The sequence below is a fragment of the Ferroplasma acidarmanus Fer1 genome, from assembly GCF_000152265.2.
In the GTDB taxonomy this organism is placed as follows: Archaea; Thermoplasmatota; Thermoplasmata; order Thermoplasmatales; family Thermoplasmataceae; genus Ferroplasma; species Ferroplasma acidiphilum.
Window position 1 is genome coordinate 1,886,742 of the sequence record NC_021592.1, and the last position, 21,315, is coordinate 1,908,056.

The 21,315-nt window shown below is 35.8% G+C and carries 18 protein-coding genes and 1 pseudogene; 5 read left to right on the forward strand and 14 right to left on the reverse strand.

Annotated features, from left to right (window positions below; translation table 11 throughout):
* Nucleotides 1-27: 27 nt before the first annotated feature.
* Together FACI_RS09460 and FACI_RS09890 are read right to left on the reverse strand one after the other, a co-directional pair.
* Complete coding sequence (locus FACI_RS09460; protein WP_009888078.1) at nucleotides 28-1,173, reverse strand: glycosyltransferase; 1,146 nt, start codon at nucleotides 1,171-1,173, stop codon at nucleotides 28-30.
* Nucleotides 1,174-1,246: 73 nt separating this feature from the next.
* Nucleotides 1,247-2,470: a glycosyltransferase family 4 protein gene (locus FACI_RS09890; protein ID WP_009888080.1), complete on the reverse strand. Its 1,224-nt coding sequence runs from the start codon at nucleotides 2,468-2,470 to the stop codon at nucleotides 1,247-1,249.
* 78 nt (nucleotides 2,471-2,548) lie between these two features.
* Between FACI_RS09890 and FACI_RS09470 the strand changes: the two genes are divergently transcribed.
* On the forward strand, nucleotides 2,549-3,604 hold the full coding sequence (locus FACI_RS09470; RefSeq protein WP_009888082.1) for a glycosyltransferase: 1,056 nt from the start codon (nucleotides 2,549-2,551) through the stop codon (nucleotides 3,602-3,604).
* 10 nt (nucleotides 3,605-3,614) lie between these two features.
* Here the strand turns inward: FACI_RS09470 and FACI_RS09475 are convergent, their stop codons facing one another.
* The 5 genes from FACI_RS09475 to FACI_RS09490 all read right to left on the reverse strand — a co-directional run bounded on the left by FACI_RS09475 (nucleotide 3,615) and on the right by FACI_RS09490 (nucleotide 9,594).
* Nucleotides 3,615-5,201 carry a DUF2079 domain-containing protein gene (locus FACI_RS09475; RefSeq protein ID WP_009888084.1) on the reverse strand — a complete coding sequence of 529 codons (1,587 nt, stop codon included), beginning with the start codon at nucleotides 5,199-5,201 and terminating at the stop codon, nucleotides 3,615-3,617.
* 60 nt (nucleotides 5,202-5,261) lie between these two features.
* Nucleotides 5,262-6,644 (reverse strand): mercury(II) reductase, encoded by a 1,383-nt coding sequence (gene merA, locus FACI_RS09480; RefSeq protein ID WP_009888086.1) that lies wholly within the window; start codon nucleotides 6,642-6,644, stop codon nucleotides 5,262-5,264.
* 47 nt (nucleotides 6,645-6,691) lie between these two features.
* A complete protein-coding gene (locus tag FACI_RS10060; RefSeq protein WP_019841821.1) occupies nucleotides 6,692-6,862 on the reverse strand; it encodes a heavy-metal-associated domain-containing protein in 171 nt (56 codons plus the stop codon).
* Between the two features lie 129 nt (nucleotides 6,863-6,991).
* Nucleotides 6,992-7,978, reverse strand: coding sequence for a glycosyltransferase family A protein (locus FACI_RS09485; protein ID WP_009888091.1), 987 nt, complete (start codon nucleotides 7,976-7,978; stop codon nucleotides 6,992-6,994).
* Between the two features lie 89 nt (nucleotides 7,979-8,067).
* Complete coding sequence (locus tag FACI_RS09490) at nucleotides 8,068-9,594, reverse strand: oligosaccharide flippase family protein (RefSeq protein WP_009888093.1); 1,527 nt, start codon at nucleotides 9,592-9,594, stop codon at nucleotides 8,068-8,070.
* Nucleotides 9,595-9,676: 82 nt separating this feature from the next.
* On the opposite strand from FACI_RS09490, the gene FACI_RS09495 reads away from it, so the two are divergent.
* Nucleotides 9,677-10,447 carry a glycosyltransferase gene (locus FACI_RS09495; protein WP_009888095.1) on the forward strand — a complete coding sequence of 257 codons (771 nt, stop codon included), beginning with the start codon at nucleotides 9,677-9,679 and terminating at the stop codon, nucleotides 10,445-10,447.
* Between the two features lie 78 nt (nucleotides 10,448-10,525).
* Here the strand turns inward: FACI_RS09495 and fdhD are convergent, their stop codons facing one another.
* From fdhD to fdhF, 3 genes are read right to left on the reverse strand one after another with little or no spacing between them, the layout of a single operon-like run.
* Nucleotides 10,526-11,344, reverse strand: coding sequence for a formate dehydrogenase accessory sulfurtransferase FdhD (gene fdhD / locus FACI_RS09500; protein ID WP_009888097.1), 819 nt, complete (start codon nucleotides 11,342-11,344; stop codon nucleotides 10,526-10,528).
* Nucleotides 11,341-11,772: a DUF1641 domain-containing protein gene (locus FACI_RS09505; RefSeq protein WP_019841824.1), complete on the reverse strand. Its 432-nt coding sequence runs from the start codon at nucleotides 11,770-11,772 to the stop codon at nucleotides 11,341-11,343. Before FACI_RS09505 ends, fdhD begins: the two co-directional genes overlap by 4 nt.
* A 1-nt stretch (nucleotide 11,773) precedes the next feature.
* Nucleotides 11,774-14,710: a formate dehydrogenase subunit alpha gene (gene fdhF, locus FACI_RS09510; protein WP_009888100.1), complete on the reverse strand. Its 2,937-nt coding sequence runs from the start codon at nucleotides 14,708-14,710 to the stop codon at nucleotides 11,774-11,776.
* A gap of 86 nt (nucleotides 14,711-14,796) precedes the next feature.
* Between fdhF and FACI_RS09515 the strand changes: the two genes are divergently transcribed.
* Both FACI_RS09515 and FACI_RS09520 read left to right on the forward strand, forming a co-directional pair.
* Nucleotides 14,797-15,381 carry a hypothetical protein gene (locus tag FACI_RS09515; RefSeq protein ID WP_009888102.1) on the forward strand — a complete coding sequence of 195 codons (585 nt, stop codon included), beginning with the start codon at nucleotides 14,797-14,799 and terminating at the stop codon, nucleotides 15,379-15,381.
* 32 nt (nucleotides 15,382-15,413) lie between these two features.
* Nucleotides 15,414-15,872: a molybdopterin-guanine dinucleotide biosynthesis protein B gene (locus FACI_RS09520; protein WP_009888103.1), complete on the forward strand. Its 459-nt coding sequence runs from the start codon at nucleotides 15,414-15,416 to the stop codon at nucleotides 15,870-15,872.
* Here the strand turns inward: FACI_RS09520 and mobA are convergent.
* From mobA to FACI_RS09540, 4 genes are all read right to left on the reverse strand, one after another.
* The gene (gene mobA / locus FACI_RS09525; protein WP_009888105.1) at nucleotides 15,858-16,403 is read right to left on the reverse strand and encodes a molybdenum cofactor guanylyltransferase; all 546 of its coding nucleotides are present in this window, start codon (nucleotides 16,401-16,403) and stop codon (nucleotides 15,858-15,860) included. The genes FACI_RS09520 and mobA overlap by 15 nt on opposite strands.
* Complete coding sequence (locus tag FACI_RS09530) at nucleotides 16,400-18,154, reverse strand: molybdopterin molybdotransferase MoeA (protein WP_009888111.1); 1,755 nt, start codon at nucleotides 18,152-18,154, stop codon at nucleotides 16,400-16,402. Before FACI_RS09530 ends, mobA begins: the two co-directional genes overlap by 4 nt.
* Nucleotides 18,145-19,374, reverse strand: coding sequence for a molybdopterin molybdotransferase MoeA (locus FACI_RS09535; protein WP_019841828.1), 1,230 nt, complete (start codon nucleotides 19,372-19,374; stop codon nucleotides 18,145-18,147). Before FACI_RS09535 ends, FACI_RS09530 begins: the two co-directional genes overlap by 10 nt.
* Before the next feature lie 299 nt (nucleotides 19,375-19,673).
* Nucleotides 19,674-19,835: an ATP-binding protein gene (locus FACI_RS09540; RefSeq protein ID WP_009888115.1), complete on the reverse strand. Its 162-nt coding sequence runs from the start codon at nucleotides 19,833-19,835 to the stop codon at nucleotides 19,674-19,676.
* A 768-nt stretch (nucleotides 19,836-20,603) separates the two neighbouring features.
* On the opposite strand from FACI_RS09540, the pseudogene FACI_RS09545 reads away from it, so the two are divergent.
* Nucleotides 20,604-21,281, forward strand: a pseudogene (locus FACI_RS09545) (IS256 family transposase); the annotation flags it as partial.
* Nucleotides 21,282-21,315: the final 34 nt, after the last annotated feature.

Sequence of the window (21,315 nt, forward strand, 5' to 3'; positions counted from 1 at the left end):
CTTATCCGGATAAGAATTTTCAGGCAATTAAAAATCAGAATTTAATATTATATTAGCTATATCGGCGTATGAAATTATGCTGTTTTCTGCATTGAATTTAAACTCGCCTGATTCTATAACTTGTATTCCTTCTTTGATGGCATTACCAAGTGATTGTATATCACTCTCTGGAACAATGTGCAATCCATATTTTAAAAAATCCATTGCACAACCAGCGGTGGTTGAAATCACATACATTCCCTGGGAAATCGCTTCTAACCTGCTTATGGCAAAGCTTTCATGTAACGATGCAAGGCAGAATATTGCTGAACTTCTGTATTTTTCTATTAATTGTATCCGGGTGAATATGCCAGAGAATTTTACACTTTCTCCGAGACCTAATTCATCTATAAGCTTTATGAGTTTATTATATTCTTCATTGTCTGTGATTTCGCCTATAATTTCAAGATTCCATGCAGGGTAACTACTAGATACACGATAAAACGATTTTATTAAAATATCCAGACCCTTATCTGGTGTTATTCTTGAAACTGTTATGATATTTCTTTGCCTTTTAACCGGGTCGTATTTACTCAAAAATTCATTCGATACACTGTTGGGAACAACTCTTAAACGTTTTTTTAATGCTGGCATTTCTTTAAAGACATCATATCCGCAGGTTGTTTCGGTTAATATGCGCTGGAATATAACTGACAGATACCCATAATATAAATTTATTAATTTTTTTCTTGCTCCTGGCATAGTTGCAATAGAGGATCCATCGTTATCAAGTTTTAATATAAGCCTGGTGTGTACCAGGAAGATTTTACAGTACACTTTATATAGAAATACTATAAGCCCTGTTAATGTTGAATTATTGTAAGCCATAAAAATATCCGGCTTTTCACGAATTAAAATCTTCAAGACAGGAATAAGTTCCCGTATATTTAAAAAATTTTTAATTCTCTTCATAAGGTTCATTTCAGAATAATCATCAACATATTCTGTATCAAGATTTCCAGTTTCATAAATTTTTATGCCCAGCTTTTTATATCTCTCTGATTTCATTATCCCAACGATTAATTGTGAATCGTAACCGGTATCCCTGAAACCAACAGGTATTGCACCGAGTGCTTTATGCTCATAGGCATCTATAAATTCTGAATAGGGTAGATAAAGAATAAATTTGTTCATTTGAAATTTATTATTTAAACTGCATATATTAAATTTTTCAGTATTGGATGGAATAAAGATTATATTGCATGGATCAGGCTATGTATTTATCAATAATTTCCATATGTGCATTAGCAACTCTGTCCCAGCTGATATGCTGTTCAATGAAACTATCCAGTGCAGGGTCAATGAAGTCTACTTTTTCTCCATTCATGATATCTATTGTTTTATTTGCTATGGCTGTTGTATCAAATTCCTTTACAAGTTTTACGCAGTTGAATTTTTTATAAACAGAAATGCCAGCTATATCATATGCTACAACAGGAGTATTCAGGTATATTGCCTGAAGTATCGAAATGGAAAATGAATCACTGTGTGATGGGTATACCATTGCCTTAGCTGTTGAAAGTTCACTGTAAAGTTCATCATCTGTTAATTTTCCTTTATATTTGACAAATTTCTCCAGATGGTATTTTGACAATAGTTCAAAAAAATAGCGTTCCTCATAGGAATGCTGGAACTGGCCAGCTACTACTACTTCTACTCTTAAACTTTTTACTATTTCCTTTACGATTAAAATGAAATCAAATATTCCCTTCCTGTACACAAGCCTTGCAAAAAATATAATTTTATTTTCCTTTTCTTTCCCTCTGAAGTTTTTTATCCCGGTATCAAGGGCATTTGACGGTTCAAGCATGTATATATTTTTAAAATTAATTTTCATATTTGTTGTATATGAACGGTTAACCATAGTAATAAAGCCAAGGTTCCTTGCACCGGTAAGTTTTAGCATGGTTAATTTTCTATTTGTATAGTCATAAAGGGCAATTCCAGCTACCAGGCCAGACAATTTAGGGGCAATCCTGGCAAATTTATACCCGGAGTAAATTTCTGGCACAAAATGCATATTCACATCACCAAGATCCTGCAGGCACACACCAAGCTTTATACCTGTTTTATTGCTCATTAATAATGAAAGCTCCCCTCCATATTTTATATTCTCAAAATAATACTGAAAATCCAGATCATATATTAATTCACATGTACTTATGTCTTTAGAGTATTTTTCAATAATGCCATTAATATTTATCTTATCTCCCTTATATTGGATAAAATATTCACTTATTACAACTTTGAGTTTTGCCAGATGTACAATATACTCTGAATTGCACTTAGATCTATCCAAATATGCTTGTGGCTCGGGGAAATAATATATCTCATAATGTGTAGCAAGCCTTTCAATAACCTCACGCATATGCTTCTGAGCACCACCTACACGGTTAAATAATATTCCATTTGCAAATATTGCTATTCTCAATAGAAACCGATAGAATGTTTATATATAATTTTTCTTTAACAGTCAAATATATTTTATACCCTATTATTATAAACCAGCATGGGCAAAACCTTATTTCTTGGCCACGCAGATACCGGAATGAGAGGAGGCCCGGCAATTTTTACTTCCATATACAAAGCATGGTCAGGTGATAAATATATGATTTTCGAAAAAAGTTACACGACCATGATAAAACGGCTTTTAACTTATGTATTAAAAAATAAAGTTGATAAGATTATAATGGAAAACGAATATTTTTCAGATGTTTTAATTGCTCTATTGATTAAAATATTTAATAGAAAGATAATGATTTATGGTCCTGCATACCATATTCCACCGAAACCTGCACTGCATAAGGAATTTATAAAACAGTTCCTTCATTACGCTGATTATAAACTTGGAATCTGGTTTATGGCGGTTAGTTATAATGCCATATACACTGAAAATTCCTATATGAAACATTATTTAGAATCAATAAATTCAAAGGCAAATATCATTGTTGAAAGTCCGGGAATTGATAATAAATATCTAAAGCCACTTTCATACATATTAAACCTGAATAAAGATATTGATTTTTTATTCCTTACTTCCTTTACATATAACAAGGGAATGTATGATTTTCTTAACCTTGTTGCTGGCTTGTCAAATAAATACAATAATATTAAATTTGCAATGGGCGGTTTTGCTACGGAACAAACACTTTCAGAAATAAGGAGTTTTATGAAGTCCAATAATATTGAAAATATAGAAATACATCCGGATCTCACCGAACAGGAGAAATATAATTTATATTCACGGGCTAAGGTATACATACTTCCGAGCATGGAAGATGGGATACCTATCACATTCTATGAAGCCTGGGGTTATGGCAATATTGTTGTTTCTTACCTGCTGGACACATATATAGATGTTAAGGATCTTATAGTTCCTGTAGAGTTGCGTAATCAGAAACAGTTGCTTGATAGTTGTATAGAAATATACGAAAATTATGATAAATTTAAAAGAATATATGCTGAAAAATGTTACGATTATTCCCTCAAACATTCATATGAGGCAGGAATAAATAATATTGTAAACAGGTTATCTCGAAATAGCAGAATAGAAACAGTATCATAATGTTGCCATATTAATTTCTCTCAAGTACAATTACTCCATAGTTATCTGCATACACCTTATAATTACCAGATGCCATATATTCATGTTCCAGCATATTCAGGGATATGCTTGTTCCTGATATGTTAGCTGTTTCAATTGACCACATACTATTCTGGTTATCAACAAGATACTGGTAATAATCAGCATTTATGACTACATCAGGCGTAAAGGGAAATGCTGTAGCATTCAGATCATTGCCAAATAAAGGGAACAAGTTATTTGATGTTACCAGTGTTGCATTTTTTGGAATTGAATTTGCTATTTTATGTTCAAATATTACCTGATTCATATATGTATTATTTCCGTACTGTGAAACTGAGGCATACATGCTATTGGAATTAGTGTCTCCCGATACTATTGGAGTGGCAATTGAAAATCCCAGAAGTGCTATAACTATTATAACGCTCAGGGCTATACGGAGTTGTAATTTAAATGAAGGTTTATGCATCTGGCTCTTTATCAGTATATATATTCCTATCGCCCCGCTTACAGCCACCATGGGAATGAACATCATAGTATATTGATAGCCTATCGTATAATATGAGGGGTAAGTAGAAAACATAGAATAAATAATGTAAGGTATAAATGTTAATATGGATGCTGGATACCTTACGAATAAAAATGCAAATCCGCCGAATGCGAAAAATAATAATGTAAGTTTTAAAATATAATTCTGTACGAGGAGGTGCAGGATAAGTGCAGGATTGGTAAAGGTATCAATAACTAGAGCTGTGGGCCCTACCGACCCGCTAACATGTATACGCAATACTGAGGCTGGTACTCCCGCAATATCACCTTTTAAAATTCCTGCAAGTATAAAATAAGGCCCTAAAATCGCAAGGGAAATAAAAAAATAAATAGAACTTCTGACCGGTGAATGAATACTAGTTATCATAAATGTCCTGTTCAGGAATATTTCAAACAATATTGCCATCAATGCAATTGATACAAAGGTTGAATGGAGCGATACTATCAAAGCCAGGAATATGATGTTAAGTATATATTGCTTCTTCATAAATGAATAGATGGCAAGAAAGAAGAAAAGGGGGAGAAAAACCATTAAATGAAAATCAAAAAAAACCGGGCTTTCTGTCAACGGAGACATAATATATGCCATCGATATTATAAATGAGATTGTTGAAGTATTGAGCCATTTTCCTGTTTTAATAATTTCTATCTTTTGAAGTATTTCTTTAGAAAGCAGATAAAGCACAAGTGTTGAAAATCCTATGGCAAATGACTGTAGTACAATAAGGGTATACGCTGATGGGAATAAATAGTACGGAATCAATAAGATGAAGAGAATAGGTGAGAAATGCTCGGCAAGGTAACTCCCCGGAACAAGTGCCGAATAGAAAAGATGCCCGGAAATGCCTGAGGACAATGCCTGCATATAAATGCCCATATCCCAGCCGCTCATCTCTACAAGATTAAATGCCATTGATGAATAAACTGTAAAGAGTATTGAGAATACCAGTGATACAATGAAAATCCACAGAAGGTACGGGTCTTTTTTTAACTTACTGACAATATTTCCAATTAATTTTTCGTGTGACATTTATAACTAGTTATTAAAAATGTTAATATAAGATTTCCCATAACAAAAAAAGTTAGTATATCAATCCATACAGCAGCTCATCTTTGATATATCCCTTATAAATGCCTGCCCTGTGATTTTAATTGACTCTGCCACAGTAGGGAATACGTGTATAGTGTCTATAAGATCGTCGTAGGTTAAACCATTTTTAATAAGGTATACACCTTCTGTTATGAATTCAGCTGCCATGGGGGCTATCACATGGATACCAAGAATTTTTTTGTCCTTTCCGGATATTATTTTGGCAATTCCAGTATAACTGTTGAGAATATTTGCTTTTACCACATTTTTCAATTCTACTGTGCGTACATCGTATTCTATGTGTTTCTTTTTCAGTTCTGCTTCCGTGTAACCAACTGATGCAACATTTGGTTCAGTGAAAACTACCCATGGTACCTCCTGCATATTTATCTTCCTATTCCCTCCAAGTATATTCTCTACTGCTATTACGCCTTCTTTTCCTGCAAGTGTTTCAAGCTTAAGGGATTGCCTTACACAGTCCCCTGCTGCATATATTTTCGGATTTGTTGTTCTAAAATCGGGGTTAACAACAATACCATTGTCTGCTGTAATCCCTCCTGCCCTGAGGTCCAATCCATCGATGTTGGGCATCCTTCCGGTAGCTACAATGATTTCATCGAAATCGCCAAATGTCCCTGTCCATGTAACTATATCCTTTTTTCCCTCCTCATTCTTAATTTCATAGAAATTAACTCCAAGGTGGAACACTATACCATTAGATTTTAGAGCAGCCATCAGCTGGCTGTTGACATCATCATCAAACCCTTTCAGTATCCTGTTAGACCTGTTAAATATATGAACTTCTGATCCGAAATTTGAAAAGGCGTATGCCAGTTCAAGTGCCACTTCTCCGGAACCGATGACAGCTAACTTTCCAGGTAGTTTTCTCATTTTCCACACTGTATCACTGGTATAATAATCTGTCAGCCCCCTGACCTCCGGTATAAATGTCCTTGAGCCCGTTGCTATAATAAAATTAGTGGCCTTGAGTTCTGTGTTGTTTACCGATATAGTATCATTATCAATGAACTTTGCAAGACCTTCTATCAGGTCAATATTCTCAAAATTTTTCATTACGCTGGTATATTTAGTCTCCCTTTCTCCGGAAACAAATTGATTCAAGGATTCCATAAATTCTGAAAAATCAAGGGTCGCAGAAGACGTTATCCCGGCGTATGCCGGACTTTTAGCCTCCTTATAATTCTTTGATGCCTCTATTAAAAACTTTGATGGAACGCAACCAACGTTTACACAGGTACCACCTAATTCGCCTGTCCCGATCAAAGCTATTTTCATCTGGTTAGATGTTAATTCGCTTGCTTTTATAGCCGCTGCAAAACCCGCTGCACCCCAGCCTATAATGGCTAGATCATATTCAGTCATTTTTAACACTCCTTACTGTGCCCTGTACTGGCCTTAAGACGTCCAGTTTATGAGATCATGGAATTAGCTGTATCAGTAGCTCTGATATGTGCAATGCCATCTGTAAGCGAAACGGAGACTTCCTTTACACCGTTGAGATTCTTCAAACCGGTGGAAACATGCTTCGGACAATCGTCGCATGTCATACCATATACCCTCAGTTCAATTGTTTTCGTCATAAGATATTATTACATACTTCTATAAAAATAATAAGTACTAAAAATTTTACTTTGGTTAAAGATTTACATGTATTAATAGTGCAACACTATGTTAAACATAAAAAAATGAAAAACGGTTTGTTTCTAAATTCAATCTTTAATGGCCTTATAGGCAAACTTCATAACCAATAATTTCAATCTGCCCGGCAATATAGATATTATATAGTATGCCGATTCATGTAGCAGATCTGCCTTTAAAATTATTTTTAATTCCGAACGCATAATTTTATATTTTCTCTTCAGTGCCCAGAAATTGTAGGCCAGTTTAAGATTAATTATACGTAATTTCATGTAACTTGAATATGACGTATTTTCTAAAAAATTTGAGTAATAGCAGAAAATTCTAATTCCTTCCGAGAAAGCTCTCATGAATGTATTGCGCATTTTAGTCACGGGGGCATTGTAAGAAGTACTCACGTTATCTGCGTATAACCTGTAATGTGTCAGTACTTTACTATCGAAAAAAAGTGATAGATCAGAGAGCAATGCCATAATCAGTAAAAATGTGTCTGGCCTTACATTGAATTCAAAGTTTTTCTGAAAGTTTGTAATAATAGATTTTCTTATACAGATAGAAGTAGCATTAAAATCAGGTCTGATATAGTTTAATAATTCAATTTTTTTATTAAAATACAGTGTTTTTTCAGAATTTTTAATGTATAACGATACAAACTTAGGTGTTTTATAATTTCTGTTATAGACAGCATTGCCTTCCTGGTCTATGGTATCAAAATTATTATGGTAATATCCAAGATCCTCATGCTGGCAGAATAAATTGTATACATAACTTACTTTTTCATCTATAAATTGATCGTCATCATCGTGAAACATCAAGATTTCTCCCAGAGACTCCTTCACTGCGCATTTAATGTAATCGCTCTGTTTTTTGTGGTCCAATAATGTAAAAAATCTAATGTTATTGTCTTTTAAAAAATTATCTATTTCTGGATCCTCGTAACTCTTAATTACTAAAATTTCAATATTCTTATCGCCTATATTAACGGCAATGGACTTAACAATATCTTTAATGAAATTCTTTCTATCATAATCAAATATTACAACAGAGGCATCTACCATGAAAAGGATATTTGTAGTCTAATTATAAATATTGCCAATTCAGATATTTTCAGGCTTATGATATATATTATCCGAAAGTCTGTGTAAAATCAGGATGAAATATATTTTAGCATATCCCTCATTTTCCGGAATCTTTCTGGAATTATAGTGAAGAGGAAATCACGTTCATCTGGCTTTATAACCCTGAAAAGTTTCAGTTCCAGAGTATATATGATTATACCCAGGAATATGTATAAAATTTCCAGGGGTATATTATAACTGAATATACTTTGCAGATAAAATAAAATAGAAAACATGATCAATGAAGACCCCCATATCTTGCCTATAGTTCTAATATCGTAATTGGAAATATTAAATTTCCTTGCATAGACATATATAACTATAAAGTTAACAATGGTCATGGATGAGTATGCTATGGAAGCACCAATAATGGAAAATCTTGGAATCAAAACTATTGAGAATATTAAATTTGTTAAAAGTGCAAGGCCGGATGATAATAAAAATATTCTTGTTTTCCGGACACTTTTTATTCCTGAAGCCAGTATCACTGACCCCACAAATAAAGATGTTGCGATCATTATTATAATGATGGGAATGTATGCTATAGTATAATTTTTCCCTGCAAAGTTATAAAGTGTAATCCTTGACATGGCGGCTATTCCCATTGCAGCCGGAATATATACAAGTGAAGCTATATTAAGCAACATCCTGATACTTCTCTTAAATCCTCTAATATCATCCAGTGAGAAATAAGATGACAATCTCGGTATCAACATATTAGAAATGGGCATTATGAAAACAGTTGCTGCACTGCTGATAACCAGTGCAAAGTTGTATATTCCAATAAAAGATAAATTTAGAAAATAAGATACTACTATTCTGTCAAGATAATTTGCACCTGTTGTCATAATTGACGCGAAGAATAGTGGAAATGAGTAAATAAATAGTGTTTTGAAAGGATCAATGGTTTCAGAATTCAAGGTTCTTTCCAGATGGAGATAAATTCTCAAGACCATAATTATAAAAATTACGGCATTTACTAATCCCGCGAGTGCTATTCCTATTATTACATAAATTGCCTTTCCGGAATAAAATAGCAATAGTATTGGAAAGAAATAAGAAAATATATTTACAAATATGTAGCTCAATGAATAGGTGCGGTAACGCTTCAATCCAAGAATAATAGATGAAAAAAGGTCCCTGAAGATAAATGCCGAGATGGCTATTCCTATTAATCTGATGAATTCCACATAAAAGTCTGAATGAAACAGTGTTATTGCAATAAATGGCGATATAAAATATATAATAGTCATTGCTGCAATAGAGGAAATTATTGCAAATATTCCGATTCTTCGTATCATTGCCCTTACATTTCTATAGTTTCCCCTTGAAATATGGTATGATATAAAATGCTCCAGCCCCTGGGAAAAACCCAGGACAAAAGCAACTCCAGCAATGTTCATTATAGCATAGAGAAGGGAAATTGAACCTACTAACGTGGTTGAAAGCAAATGTGCTATGAGAAAATAAAATACGGTGGACGACAAGAACATTGAAGCTACTGCACCATATTGGAGAGCGACTCCAGAACCGAATGTTTCTTCTTTGTCTGGCAATTTTTTGGATATAGTCAAAGAATTTAAAAAGTTATGTTAATCCTGACTTCAGATTTATATATATTATAATTATCCTCTTTTTATGCTGTATATATACGGAACTGTTTATAACTCCAGAAAACGTGTACTTCAATCTCTGAATTCTATAATAGGCATAAAAATTGAAAAATCTGTTTACATAGTAGATAATTATTCTAGCGATGGCACCTTCGAATTATTGCGGAAGAATCAGGATAAGTATAATATGGTTGTAATTCAGGCCCATTGCACACGTGGATGGGGCAGGTATCTCGCAATTCAAAAGGCAGAGGAAAAGGCATCTAATGATGATATGTTTATGTTTATAGATCTAGATACAATATATAACGCTGAATTTGCCAGGTTGGTTGAATACGCATATGCCCATATAGACCATAAAACAGTCTTTCTAGACAATCATTTGTGTTACTATGATGTAAACCATGCAGTTCCATGGAAAGACCTCACGGCAGCGGAGGATGTGGAACGAGAGGCGAGGTTTATTAACCTTGGATATAAGCTAACCTATCCTTCTAATAATCCTGTGTTATGGGAAAATGAACCAGTAGAATTCGACAGGGAAAAAAGATACGCAAAAGGCATTGAATATTATAAAAGGAAGTCAAGGTCTGCAGTGGATGTTTTGAGGGGTGTAGGATGCAATAATATGAGAAATCTTATGTTTTTTATGAGAAATGCAAAGGTACACAGGCGTTTCTACCTGATTTTCACTCTAATATTTTTATATGTGCGGACGTTTAAAAAGATATATAATTATTCTGATGATACTAATATTGAACTTATACGGAGAGAATCAAGTTATATCGATATATAATAAATAAGATATCTTATAAACAGTAAGCCTGTGTGTATAAACATTGAAATAGATTACACTTCGTGCCACTATAAATTTTTATTTCATGCCTATCCTTTCAGAATGGGTATAAATATTGAAACTGTTTCCCCTAACAAAGGATACAAGAGTCATATTGAATTCATCTGCAAGTTCTACTGCGAGCGATGATGGGGCAGATACTGAACTGACCACAGGAATTCCATACATAGCCGCCTTCTGGACGATTTCAAAGCCTGCTCTGCCACTTACCTGCAACACTGCTTCCGGACTTCTGTTTATCCCTTTTAAGACCATTTTTCCTATTGCTTTGTCCACTGCATTATGCCTGCCTACGTCCTCACCCATCGATAAAATATTGCCGGAGTAATCAAGTATAGCAGCAGCATGCACACCACCTGTATTTTTAAAAATTTTCTGGTTGTTTTTCATGATGCCGGGAAGTTTCAACAGTTGATTATAATGTATTTTATTCCTCTGGCTAATCAGGTGCTCAGCCTTGAGAAAAATATCATTTATGTTAGTTTTTCCGCACACACCGCAACTGGAGTTCACATAAAAATTCCTGTTCCCTACTAACTGTTTCTCAAACGAATTAACAGAAACAATTACTATGTTATTCTTTTCAGAAATACCAGCATCTGTGGGATATTTAATATCTATTATATTTTCTGGCTTTATTATTCCCTCTGTGAATAGAAACCCGGCAGCAAGTGCAAAATCATCCACTGGTGTCCTCATAATTACAGATACATCGTATGTATTATTCTCATAGTCTATTCTTATCTCCAGTGGTTCCTCAACCGTAACGTTATCGTATGTTTGCTCCCGGCTACCGGACACGGAGTGGATAATCTGGCGTTTTATGTATCCACTCATTTCTTTTCAGACATGCCTGCCAGAATTTTTAATAATACAGATATTGGGCCAGCCACATCACTGCTGTTCATCATTCTGACAATAGACATTAAACCGCCTGATTCCGGCTTTCCTGCATTGTTTATAGAATCACCGAGCCGATTCATAAGGCTTACCATCATATCCGGATCGAGCTTAGAAAGGAGGTCAAATATACTCATTACGTTGGTTAGTGATTTCTTGGTTGTGTCAGAATTGAACTGTTCTGAAAATGTGTCTATTATGTACTTATAGTTTACAGACATGGCATTTACCAGGGTTAAAAATCCAGAATCATTGAGACGTTTAATAGTTTTCAGTAAATTATTGAAGCTTTCCCTGTACTCATCCGGTATCATCGCAGGCAATTTATCTTCTTCCGTTTCAACATATTCTATAGGCTTCGACATTTTAATCATCCGTTAACTTTGAGTAATCTTTCCTCTTCCATTTCTCACTGACAAGTATTCCAATCTGTGGTTCCGGCTTTCCGTACCTGGAATTGTTTGCAGGAAGCGGGCTCCCGCCATTTTTCTTCAGTTTTTCAATTTTCACAGGCAGTTCCTTGTAGGCAGGTGTATCTGAATCTGGATCCCTTGTGTATGATGTGAGCAGATTTACCGTTGCGTCATCAGATGCAGCATTCATTGGCATGTAAAGCTCATTGCCACTCACCCTTTCTGTAATCAATGCTCTGGCCTTTATGCTGCCCCACTTTGATGTGACCCTTACGAAATCTCCGGTTTGTATTTTATACTCAGCGGCAAGTTTTTCAGATATTTCCAGGAATGTGTCAGGAACCTTCTCCTTTATCCCTTCTGTTTTGAATGTTTCATTACCCTCATGGAAATGCTCCAGCATCCTGCCATTGTTAAGATGCAGCGGGTATTCTTCGGAGACTGTAAGTGGTGGCCTGTATGATAATGGATAAAGCCTTGCCTTTCCATCAGGGAAGTTGAATCTGTCTTCATAGAGGTACTCTGATCCTTCGCCGTTTTCTTTCATTGGCCACTGCAGGCTCTTGAATCCCTCAAGCCTCTCATATGATACTCCATGGAACATAGGAGATAATGATGCTGCCTCATCCATTATTTCGGATGGGTGCTTATAGTTCCAGTCATAACCCAGGGATTTTGCAATTCCCTGTATAATTTCCCAATCTGGCTTTGTTTGTTCATATGGTTCCATAACCTGATATATCCTCTGTATACGCCTTTCCGTGTTGGTGAATGTTCCTTCCTTTTCCAGACTTACAGTTGCAGGCAATACGACATCAGCATATTTTGCGGTTTCTGAGAAGAATACATCCTCTACTATAAGGAAATCAAGTTTTTCAAGGGAATCCCTGATCATATTGGAATCGGGCCCTGTTGATGCAATTTCCTGACCTACCACGTACATTGCCTTGATTTTATCGTTATCTATATTCTCAATGCATGATACGTTGTCTATTCCGGGTTTAGTTGGCAACTCAGTATGCCATGCCTTTTCAAACTTCTTTATTACTTCTTTGTCCTTTATTGGCTGGTATCCCGGAAGGTATGTGGGCATTGCTCCAAAATCACTTGCTCCCTGGACGTTGTTGTGTCCTCTTAATGGATACGCACCGGTGCCAGGCCTTCCGTAATTTCCTGTTAGAACAAGAAGGTTTGATATTGCTGTTGATTCATCTGATCCTGCAGAATGCTGGGTTATTCCCATTGCCCACAGTATGCACATGCTCTTTACGCTGTGTATCATTTCGGCAGTTTCGATAATTTGCTTCTCAGGAATTCCTGTTATGCTGGATGCATTTTCCAGTGTGAATGGCTCTAAACTCTTATAATACTCATCAAAGCCATTTACCCTCTTCTCAATAAATTCTCTGTCATGCCATCCCTGGTCTATTATATATTTTGATAGTGCAGATAGGAGTACTATATCAGTTCCCGGGGAGGGGTGAAGGTATATGTCAGCACGCTCAGCCATTTCATTTTTTCTTAAATCGGATACTATAAGTTTCTGGTGGTTTAATTTATGTGCCCTCTTTACCCTTGTTGCAAGTACCGGATGTGATTCTGCTGTATTTGCACCCACTATCATAACCAGTTCGGATTTGTATATATCCTGTATTGACCCTGCATCGCCGCCGTATCCCACAGTTCTCCACAGACCGGTTGTTGCTGGAGCCTGGCAGAATCTGGATGAGTTGTCCACATTGTTATTGTGGAATATCTGCCTCGCCATTTTCTGGAGAAGGTATGATTCTTCGTTGGTTCCCTTGGATGACGCTATGAACATCAATGACTCATTGCCATACTTTTCACCTACCTTTTTCAGGCCTTTAGCAGCAAAGTCAATGGCTTCATCCCATGATGCCTGGACAAATTTTCCATTTTTCCTGATTAATGGATACTTAAGCCTCTCTTCGCTGTTAACAAAGCCCCATCCGAATTTGCCTTTAATACAGGTGGATATTCCGTTTGCAGGTGATTCAACCTCTGGCTGTACTTTTAATATTTTTCTCCCCTTGGTCCACATGGTGAAAGAACAGCCAACACCACAGTAGGTACATACTGTTTTTGTCTTCTTTATCTGTTCCTCCCTCATTTTAGCCTCTATGTTGCTAATTTTCATTATCATGCCATTTCCAACAGGCTTTTCAAGGTCTTTTCCAAACTCTATGAGGTTATACTTTGCTTTCCTGGTAAGTGAAGTGAAATACCCGGCTTCCTCAAGCATGGATTTTTCCATAAGTGCATTTACAGGGCATACTGTAACACAGTGCCCGCATGATACACACGAAGAATCATTAATTGCCTTATTGTCATCCCAGACAACCCTTGGCCTTTCCAGAGACCAGTCAATATGCAACGTTTCATTGACTTCCACATCCTGGCATGCCTCCACGCACCTGCCGCAGAGAATACACTGGTCCGGGTCATACCTGTAAAAAGGATTGGAATAATCTGGTTCGTATCCCTTGCTGGTAAAGGGATATTTCTGCCTTGTTACCTGCAAGGTATCAACAGCGCTATGCAATGCACAGTCACCGTTGTTATTTTCGCATACAGTGCAGTAAAGGTCATGGTTGTGCAATATTCTGTTCACAGCCTCGGTTTCCCTTGCTTTTACATCTGGAGAGTTAAACAGAACCTTCATGTTGTTTTTAGCTTGAGTGGTGCATGCACGGACATATTTTCCATCGGCATTGACTATGCACGTATCACAGGATTCTATGGCTCCCAGTGCAGGATTGTAGCAGACATGCGGTATATCGATATTGTTATCCATCATTGCCTGCAATATTGTTTCCTCGCCCTTAATATTCAAAGGAATGCCATCAATAAAAATTTTTCCTGAAGACATGTATAAAACAGTATGAATAGGTATTTGTCCGTAATGTAGTCAAATGTATATCAATAAGATTATATTTAATGAAAGCGTATTTACGTATGGTAGTATTTGCTGCTTTGCCACCGTTGGCAATCGGATTCTTTGGCCTTGGAATAGGCTATTTTGTGTTTGGCGGATCCACTTTTTTCAGGTTCCCCAGGGAGAACAATGAAAATATAAACCATGCAATGGGTCTCTGGGGAATATTTATGCCTGGATTTATGCAGTTTATTGCGGGAACATATATATTCCTCGGATTGACCATATTTCCGGCGTTCAGATCTACACCGATTCTGTATATGGCTGGACTTGCGTTTACATCTTATGGTGTACACTGGTTTGCACTGGGATACAACAAATATAAGGGTGCGGATACAACAGTGGATGGGTTTATGGCAGTTGGATTCCTCTGGATTTCCATAATAGGAGCAGTGGTTTTCGGACTTGGCCATGATATCCCCGTGACAATACTGTTCATATTGCTGGCACTGGTATATATCAACGATATACCTGCAAGTCTTTTCCATTCTCCAGTATGGGAGAGGGGAAAGGCATTGTTCCAGCTTATAACAGGAACATGGTTAATGTACCTTACATTTGCCGCAACACTTAATTTTGCACTGGGATACCATTTATTCCTGTGATAAAATTTTATATTTTTAATTAATAAGGAAATATGAAAATTTTCTCTTTTTTTGGTTCATCATCTTCTGGAAAGACTACTATAATTGCTAACATTATTTCCGAACTGTCGGGAAGCATGAAAATAGGGTATATCAAAAATATTCCACATGATAATATTTCACTGGATACCGAATATAAAGATACGTGGAAGATGGAGAATGCTGGAGCCTACAGAATTTACGGGTTAGCACCGTCAAGAACATATAGTATGGTTGAGAAAGAAACCAGCACTGATGAAATTATAGAAAAAGAAAATGATGTTGATATTTTCATTATTGAGGGTTTCAAGGCATTCGACAAATCAATTAAATTTCTTGTCCTGGGCAGTGAAGATTACCTTGCAATAAAGCATGATTATACGATAACAGCTACAAACAGAACCTATGAAGGTGAATCCATAAAGTATCCGGAGGAGTTTAATAAAATTATTTCAATATTAAGGGCACCTTAGATTTTTTCTTGCATCTATAAGGTCTTCCTCTGTATTTATGCTCTTTAGTTTTTCTTGATCACCTTCTATGAATAGCATACTGTATTCATCCATGAATTTTCTTATGCTTCCGTTACCCTCCTTTCTGTATTTTAACATAGGTTGCTCCACATCCCTAGAGTATACTGCAAAGAGGGGTTGATAAAAATTACCTGACTTATATGCCACGCTATTTCCTTTATAATTATCAAAGATATTCTCGATACTTTTTTTGTCTATATATGGCATATCACCGCCTATTGCAAGAAATTCATGGTACTTTTCAAGGCAATAGAGAATTGAATCAAATAGTATGCCATTGGTATCGTCTTCTTCTGTTACTGCAAATTTTGATTTAAGTGAAAAATTTTTTGTGAATAGTATTATATTACTGAAACGCCCTGTTTCAGATAGTATTCTGGAAATACGATCTATCATTTTCTCCCCGCATAATTCCATGTTGTGCTTGTTTTGAAGTCTCTGGCTATTTTTAGCAAATATTATGGCAATCATGTCGTTTTGCCAGCAATTGAGTTAAAAGCATCTTTCAATTCATTAAACTTTGTGCTGTTTTTATTGATATAGACATGGAACGTTATTTTTCCGTTCTCAACGAATTTTAATGAGTACAGTTCCGCATATTCCCTATAGGTAATTCCGGCACCACAGCGACCATTCTTAATGTAATCACATATTATTTCAGGCTTGTCAAGGTATGTAGTATCCATGCCTTCAGCTAAGGAAAGAGATTTTTCGTAAAGCCCGGAACCACGGTATGGAACAGCTATTGTAGTGTAATTTTCTTCAGAGTATGCAATGCCATAGGGGATTTCTATGGTTATAGATGAGTCATAGTTCTTATTATCTGGCAACTCTTCATAGTTCCAGAGGTAAACATCAGCATCTGCATTTTCCATGGAACGCTTTATTTCATTGAATCCAGATTCCACAAAGGTTGATATACTGGATATGGGGGATGGAAGTTTTTCCATTGCAGGAAGATACTGACCATATATTAGTATGGATGGAATATTCCCTGTAAACAGTTTAACATTTATTCTGGAATTAATATCCATAAAAGAGGTCTTTGAATCTATAATGGAATAGCCGGTAGCCTTGCTTATTCTTGATATTGAACCAGAGTTTCCCGGTACCTGATAGGCTTTATAAGTTTCACCATGTTTTACAAGTTTTATCAGCAATAGGTCGGTATTTCCCTGATGCAATTCAAAGCGCTGCCCTGTTATTGCGTCAACTGAAACCTCTGAAAATTCATAGCCTGTTTTCCTGAATAGGTTCGGTATGACCAGAGAATAAAGTATCATCATGGATGAAACAGGAAATCCGGGGAGGCCAAACATTATTTTCTCACCGGACATGGCAAAAATTGCAGGTTTTCCGGGCTTTACCCTTATTCCGTGGAATATAATGCCTGGAGTTTTATCTCCAAGTATCTTGTATACCATATCGTGGTCTCCTGCTGATGTGCTCCCAATGGTAAGTGTAACATCGTTCTCTTCTATTGATCTATCGATTGCACTTTTGATTTTATCATAATTATCCTCAATAATTCCATAATCATTTACATTGAAAGCAGGGTATTTAGAAAGTTCAGCCTTAATGGAAAGGCTGTTTGATTCGTATATTTTTCCTTCCTTATATGGAGTTCCTGGATAAAGCAGCTCATTTCCTGTTGACACAATTCCAATATTGAGTTTTCTTTTTACCTTTATATTGCCAATTCCGGTAGAGGCAAGAACCGCTATGTTTCTGGGGTCAATCATAGAATTGCTATCCAGTAGCTTCTCTCCCTTAGTCACATCTATGCCAGCATTGGAAAGCTCATTGAACCGGTTCACCTGCTGGAAAAATTGTATTGCATTTCCTTCTTGCTTTGTATCCTCAAATGGCACCATGGCATCGGCACCAACAGGTATTACGCCGCCGGTAGGAACCTTAATACATTTGCCACTTCCTGGAAATTCCACTGCCTTTTCACCTATATTTGTTTCTCCCGCAAGTTTTAAGCTTACAGGAGAATCATAGGATGCTCCTTTTATGTCACTTGCTATAATAGCATAGCCATCAACCTGGGACCTTGAGAACAGTGGAAGGTTATTATTGCTGAATATGGTTTCAGCTGAAATCCTTCCTGTGGCATTGTAAAGCGGTATTTCCTCTGCATCCTTTAATTCTGCCATATTATTTTTTACTATTTCCAGTGCATCCTGGAATTTTGTCAAATCATGAAATATTAATCCCATTTTATATCACCTATTACATAAATATTGACCCTTGAACCCTCGGGAATCCCTTCCAGATTCTCGTCTATTTTTATTATTGAATTGCCTTTAATAATGGCTGTAAGATTGCCTGAAACTTTTGTGTTCAATGGTATAGAGTGCAATTCCCCATCTATTGCATAACTCCTTGCAATCTGAAATGTGGTAAACCCTGCCCTGTTATGTATGCTTTTATCAAGTATTGAACTGGCTCTATGTATATAGTTTACCCCGTATATATTTTTTATATAGCTATCAACAAATATCATGGATGATAGAAGGGCAGCAACTGGAAGCCCGGAAACCGATAATACAGGTCTATTTTTTATGTTAAACAACCCTATTGTCCTTCCGGGCTTTATGGATACGCCCGAGAATAGCATTTTTCCTTCACCAGAGAGTGCATCGGTGGTCATATCCCTCCTTCCCAGGCTACTTCCTCCTGTGACTATGAGTATATGGCATTTTTCTATCATGGAACGTACAGCTACAGCTATTGATGGCTTATCGTCATCCACTATGCCCCCATCTATTGTTTCTGTAAAGCTGCTGGTATAAAATGTTCTTAGAAGCATGCCGGTTGAGTTTTCTATCTGTTTATTTATAAGTTCCTTTCCGGTATTTATAATGCCTATTGAGATATTGCCATAGACATTTACCTCAGAAATGCCGCTAGATTTCAGGGCCGCCAGGTTCTGTGGATATATCAAGCTATTTTTACCCAGTATTGTATCTCCTATATTTAAATCCTCACCTGCAGGTGCGACGTTTTCTCCCGAGTTTACTGAAGAATAGACATAGATGTAATTTCCAATTACTTCGCAATTTTCTGCCCTTGCGACAGCATCACTGCCTTCAGGCATTATGGAACCGGTATAGATTTCTATGCATGTCCCATCTTTTACTATTTCTTCTGGAGTATCCCCTGCGGCAATAGTCCCTTTCAGTACCAGTTTAACCGGATTTGCCGGTGTAGCATTTAAGGTATCTGTTGATTTTAATGCATATCCATCCATTGCGGATTTATTTTTATCAGGGATATTTACAGTGGTTATTATTTCCCCGGATGAAATTTTTCCACTTGCACTATCGAGAGGAAGTTGAATAGAATCAGGATAGGTCCACTTTTCACCCTTGAAAGTGGAAAGTGCAGTGTTATATGGTAATAAACTGTCGAATCCCTTCATAGTGTGTTTTGCCATGGTTTTCCTATTGTTATCGATTGATTGTATTAATTTTTATTGAAACCATCAGTGCCAAAAATAATGGTAATACTTTTGCATTTTTTCAGCAACCCTGCAATTTTGATAATAATGAACTATCAGTTTTTACCAGATATTGAAATTCATCAATTACAAATACTAATTATTCTTTTAGTGATTTATTACATAAATATTTAAATAGAGGAACAAATTGTTCAGTGAATTTTTGCTTAAAACGTAGTCGTCAAAATTACTTAATAGTTTAGAGAACCTATTAAATTATATCTTTGTCGATTATTTCACATTGTAAATATTATTCCATCATGATTGTTCATAAATTGTTTCAATAGTTCAGTTTTGCCAACACGTCGCCTACCATAAATTACTATAAATTCTGCTTTGCCGCTGTCATACCGGTCATTTAACGCTTTTAATTCATTTATTCTATCAATGAATATCATATACTTGAAAGTATATTACTTGAAAGTATACTAAAATGTTTATGAACTTAGGCACTCTAAAATATAAATTGAGGTTTATTGTTTAGACAATAGTGATAGATATATATTAGATAATGAATTGAAAAATTACCTTAAAAATTGCGGCAAAGTTTATATCGGGCTAATTAATGTTTTATTAACAGGTAAGACAGACTGGTCAAGTGTACCTTGAGGTGCGCAGAGAAAGTACCAGCCTGCACTGGTCTATTCTTTTTTCTTTCATAAATCTATACAGTATTGTGGGAATTTATTATTGTCGATTAATTCTATATAATATGGATCACTATTATTGAGTTTATCAGTAATAAGTAATGATATTATTAAAACTCTGGAACTCCTCTCTGATAACCCTAAGTCACTGCTTTCGCCAATGTAGACATATTTTTTTGTCACCTCTATACCCTCCGTGGTGAAGTATATTGAATAGTCTGTATACAATTATTCGAGCGCCCCATCTCAATAAGTTATTGTATGTCTTCAGGTCTTATTAACCATTTTTTGTAGACTCTGAATGCATATAAATAAATTATTGCCTTTTTCGCTATTGCACACAAGCCGTTATATTTGGCAACTCCAGTCTCTATATATTGCAATAGATCGAAAATATTAAGGCACTTTAGTACATTGTTTATTACCTAATAATGTTATTACTTTAATGATTTCAGATAGTGTAAGTAATTGTCTGTAAATTATAAATGGCCTTGCACAATTTAGATTGGGGTGAAAAAAGTGCAAGACCAATTAAAAGAAGTAAAAGAAAAGATAAAAAGTTATGGATTGAATAGAGAGAATATGAGGGATTTAAAGAAGTGGATTCTTAATGATCTCATGAATGAGGAAGCAGAAGAGCAAATAAATGCATCCAGGTATGAGAGGAATAACAATAGAAAGGATTACAGGAATGGATATAAGCAGAGATCATTATTGACAACAGATGGAAAGATTCTATTAGATAAGCCACAGTTCAGGGAAACATCTTTCCATACAGCTGTATTTGACAATTATTCAAGGGTAGAGAAATCAGTAGAATCCATTATACTGGAATCATACTTAAGTGGAGTATCTACAAGAAGCGTTAATAAAGTAGTACAATCCTTAGATGTACAGGTATCAGCATCATATGTATCATCATTATCCTCAAGGCTTGATAAAACAGTTAATGAATTCCTTGAAAGGAAAATAGATGGAGAATATAGATTCATATACATAGATGGCACATACCTTAAAATAAGAGATAATGGAAGGTACAGGAATAAGGCAATATACATATGTGTAGGAATTAACAGTGATGGATACAGGGAGATATTAGGATCAAGAATATATGATTCTGAAACTGAAATAGAGTGGGAATTATTCCTTGATGATCTTAAGAAAAGGGAATTAACTGGTTTTCATGCTCTATTAAACTGCCTGAATGTGTTAATAATTATACTTCTATGGT

Bases quoted from the DNA above. Each gene is read 5' to 3' on its own strand.
- FACI_RS09460 (WP_009888078.1), bottom strand. From the start codon at position 1,173: ATGAACAAATTTATTCTTTATCTACCCTATTCAGAATTTATAGATGCC.
- FACI_RS09470 (WP_009888082.1), top strand. From the start codon at position 2,549: ATGGGCAAAACCTTATTTCTTGGCCACGCAGATACCGGAATGAGAGGA.
- FACI_RS09475 (WP_009888084.1), bottom strand. From the start codon at position 5,201: ATGTCACACGAAAAATTAATTGGAAATATTGTCAGTAAGTTAAAAAAA.
- merA (WP_009888086.1), bottom strand. From the start codon at position 6,644: ATGACTGAATATGATCTAGCCATTATAGGCTGGGGTGCAGCGGGTTTT.
- FACI_RS10060 (WP_019841821.1), bottom strand. From the start codon at position 6,862: ATGACGAAAACAATTGAACTGAGGGTATATGGTATGACATGCGACGAT.
- FACI_RS09485 (WP_009888091.1), bottom strand. From the start codon at position 7,978: ATGGTAGATGCCTCTGTTGTAATATTTGATTATGATAGAAAGAATTTC.
- FACI_RS09495 (WP_009888095.1), top strand. From the start codon at position 9,677: ATGCTGTATATATACGGAACTGTTTATAACTCCAGAAAACGTGTACTT.
- fdhD (WP_009888097.1), bottom strand. From the start codon at position 11,344: ATGAGTGGATACATAAAACGCCAGATTATCCACTCCGTGTCCGGTAGC.
- FACI_RS09505 (WP_019841824.1), bottom strand. From the start codon at position 11,772: ATGTCGAAGCCTATAGAATATGTTGAAACGGAAGAAGATAAATTGCCT.
- fdhF (WP_009888100.1), bottom strand. From the start codon at position 14,710: ATGTCTTCAGGAAAAATTTTTATTGATGGCATTCCTTTGAATATTAAG.
- FACI_RS09515 (WP_009888102.1), top strand. From the start codon at position 14,797: ATGGTAGTATTTGCTGCTTTGCCACCGTTGGCAATCGGATTCTTTGGC.
- FACI_RS09520 (WP_009888103.1), top strand. From the start codon at position 15,414: ATGAAAATTTTCTCTTTTTTTGGTTCATCATCTTCTGGAAAGACTACT.
- mobA (WP_009888105.1), bottom strand. From the start codon at position 16,403: ATGATTGCCATAATATTTGCTAAAAATAGCCAGAGACTTCAAAACAAG.
- FACI_RS09530 (WP_009888111.1), bottom strand. From the start codon at position 18,154: ATGGGATTAATATTTCATGATTTGACAAAATTCCAGGATGCACTGGAA.
- FACI_RS09535 (WP_019841828.1), bottom strand. From the start codon at position 19,374: ATGGCAAAACACACTATGAAGGGATTCGACAGTTTATTACCATATAAC.
- FACI_RS09540 (WP_009888115.1), bottom strand. From the start codon at position 19,835: ATGATATTCATTGATAGAATAAATGAATTAAAAGCGTTAAATGACCGG.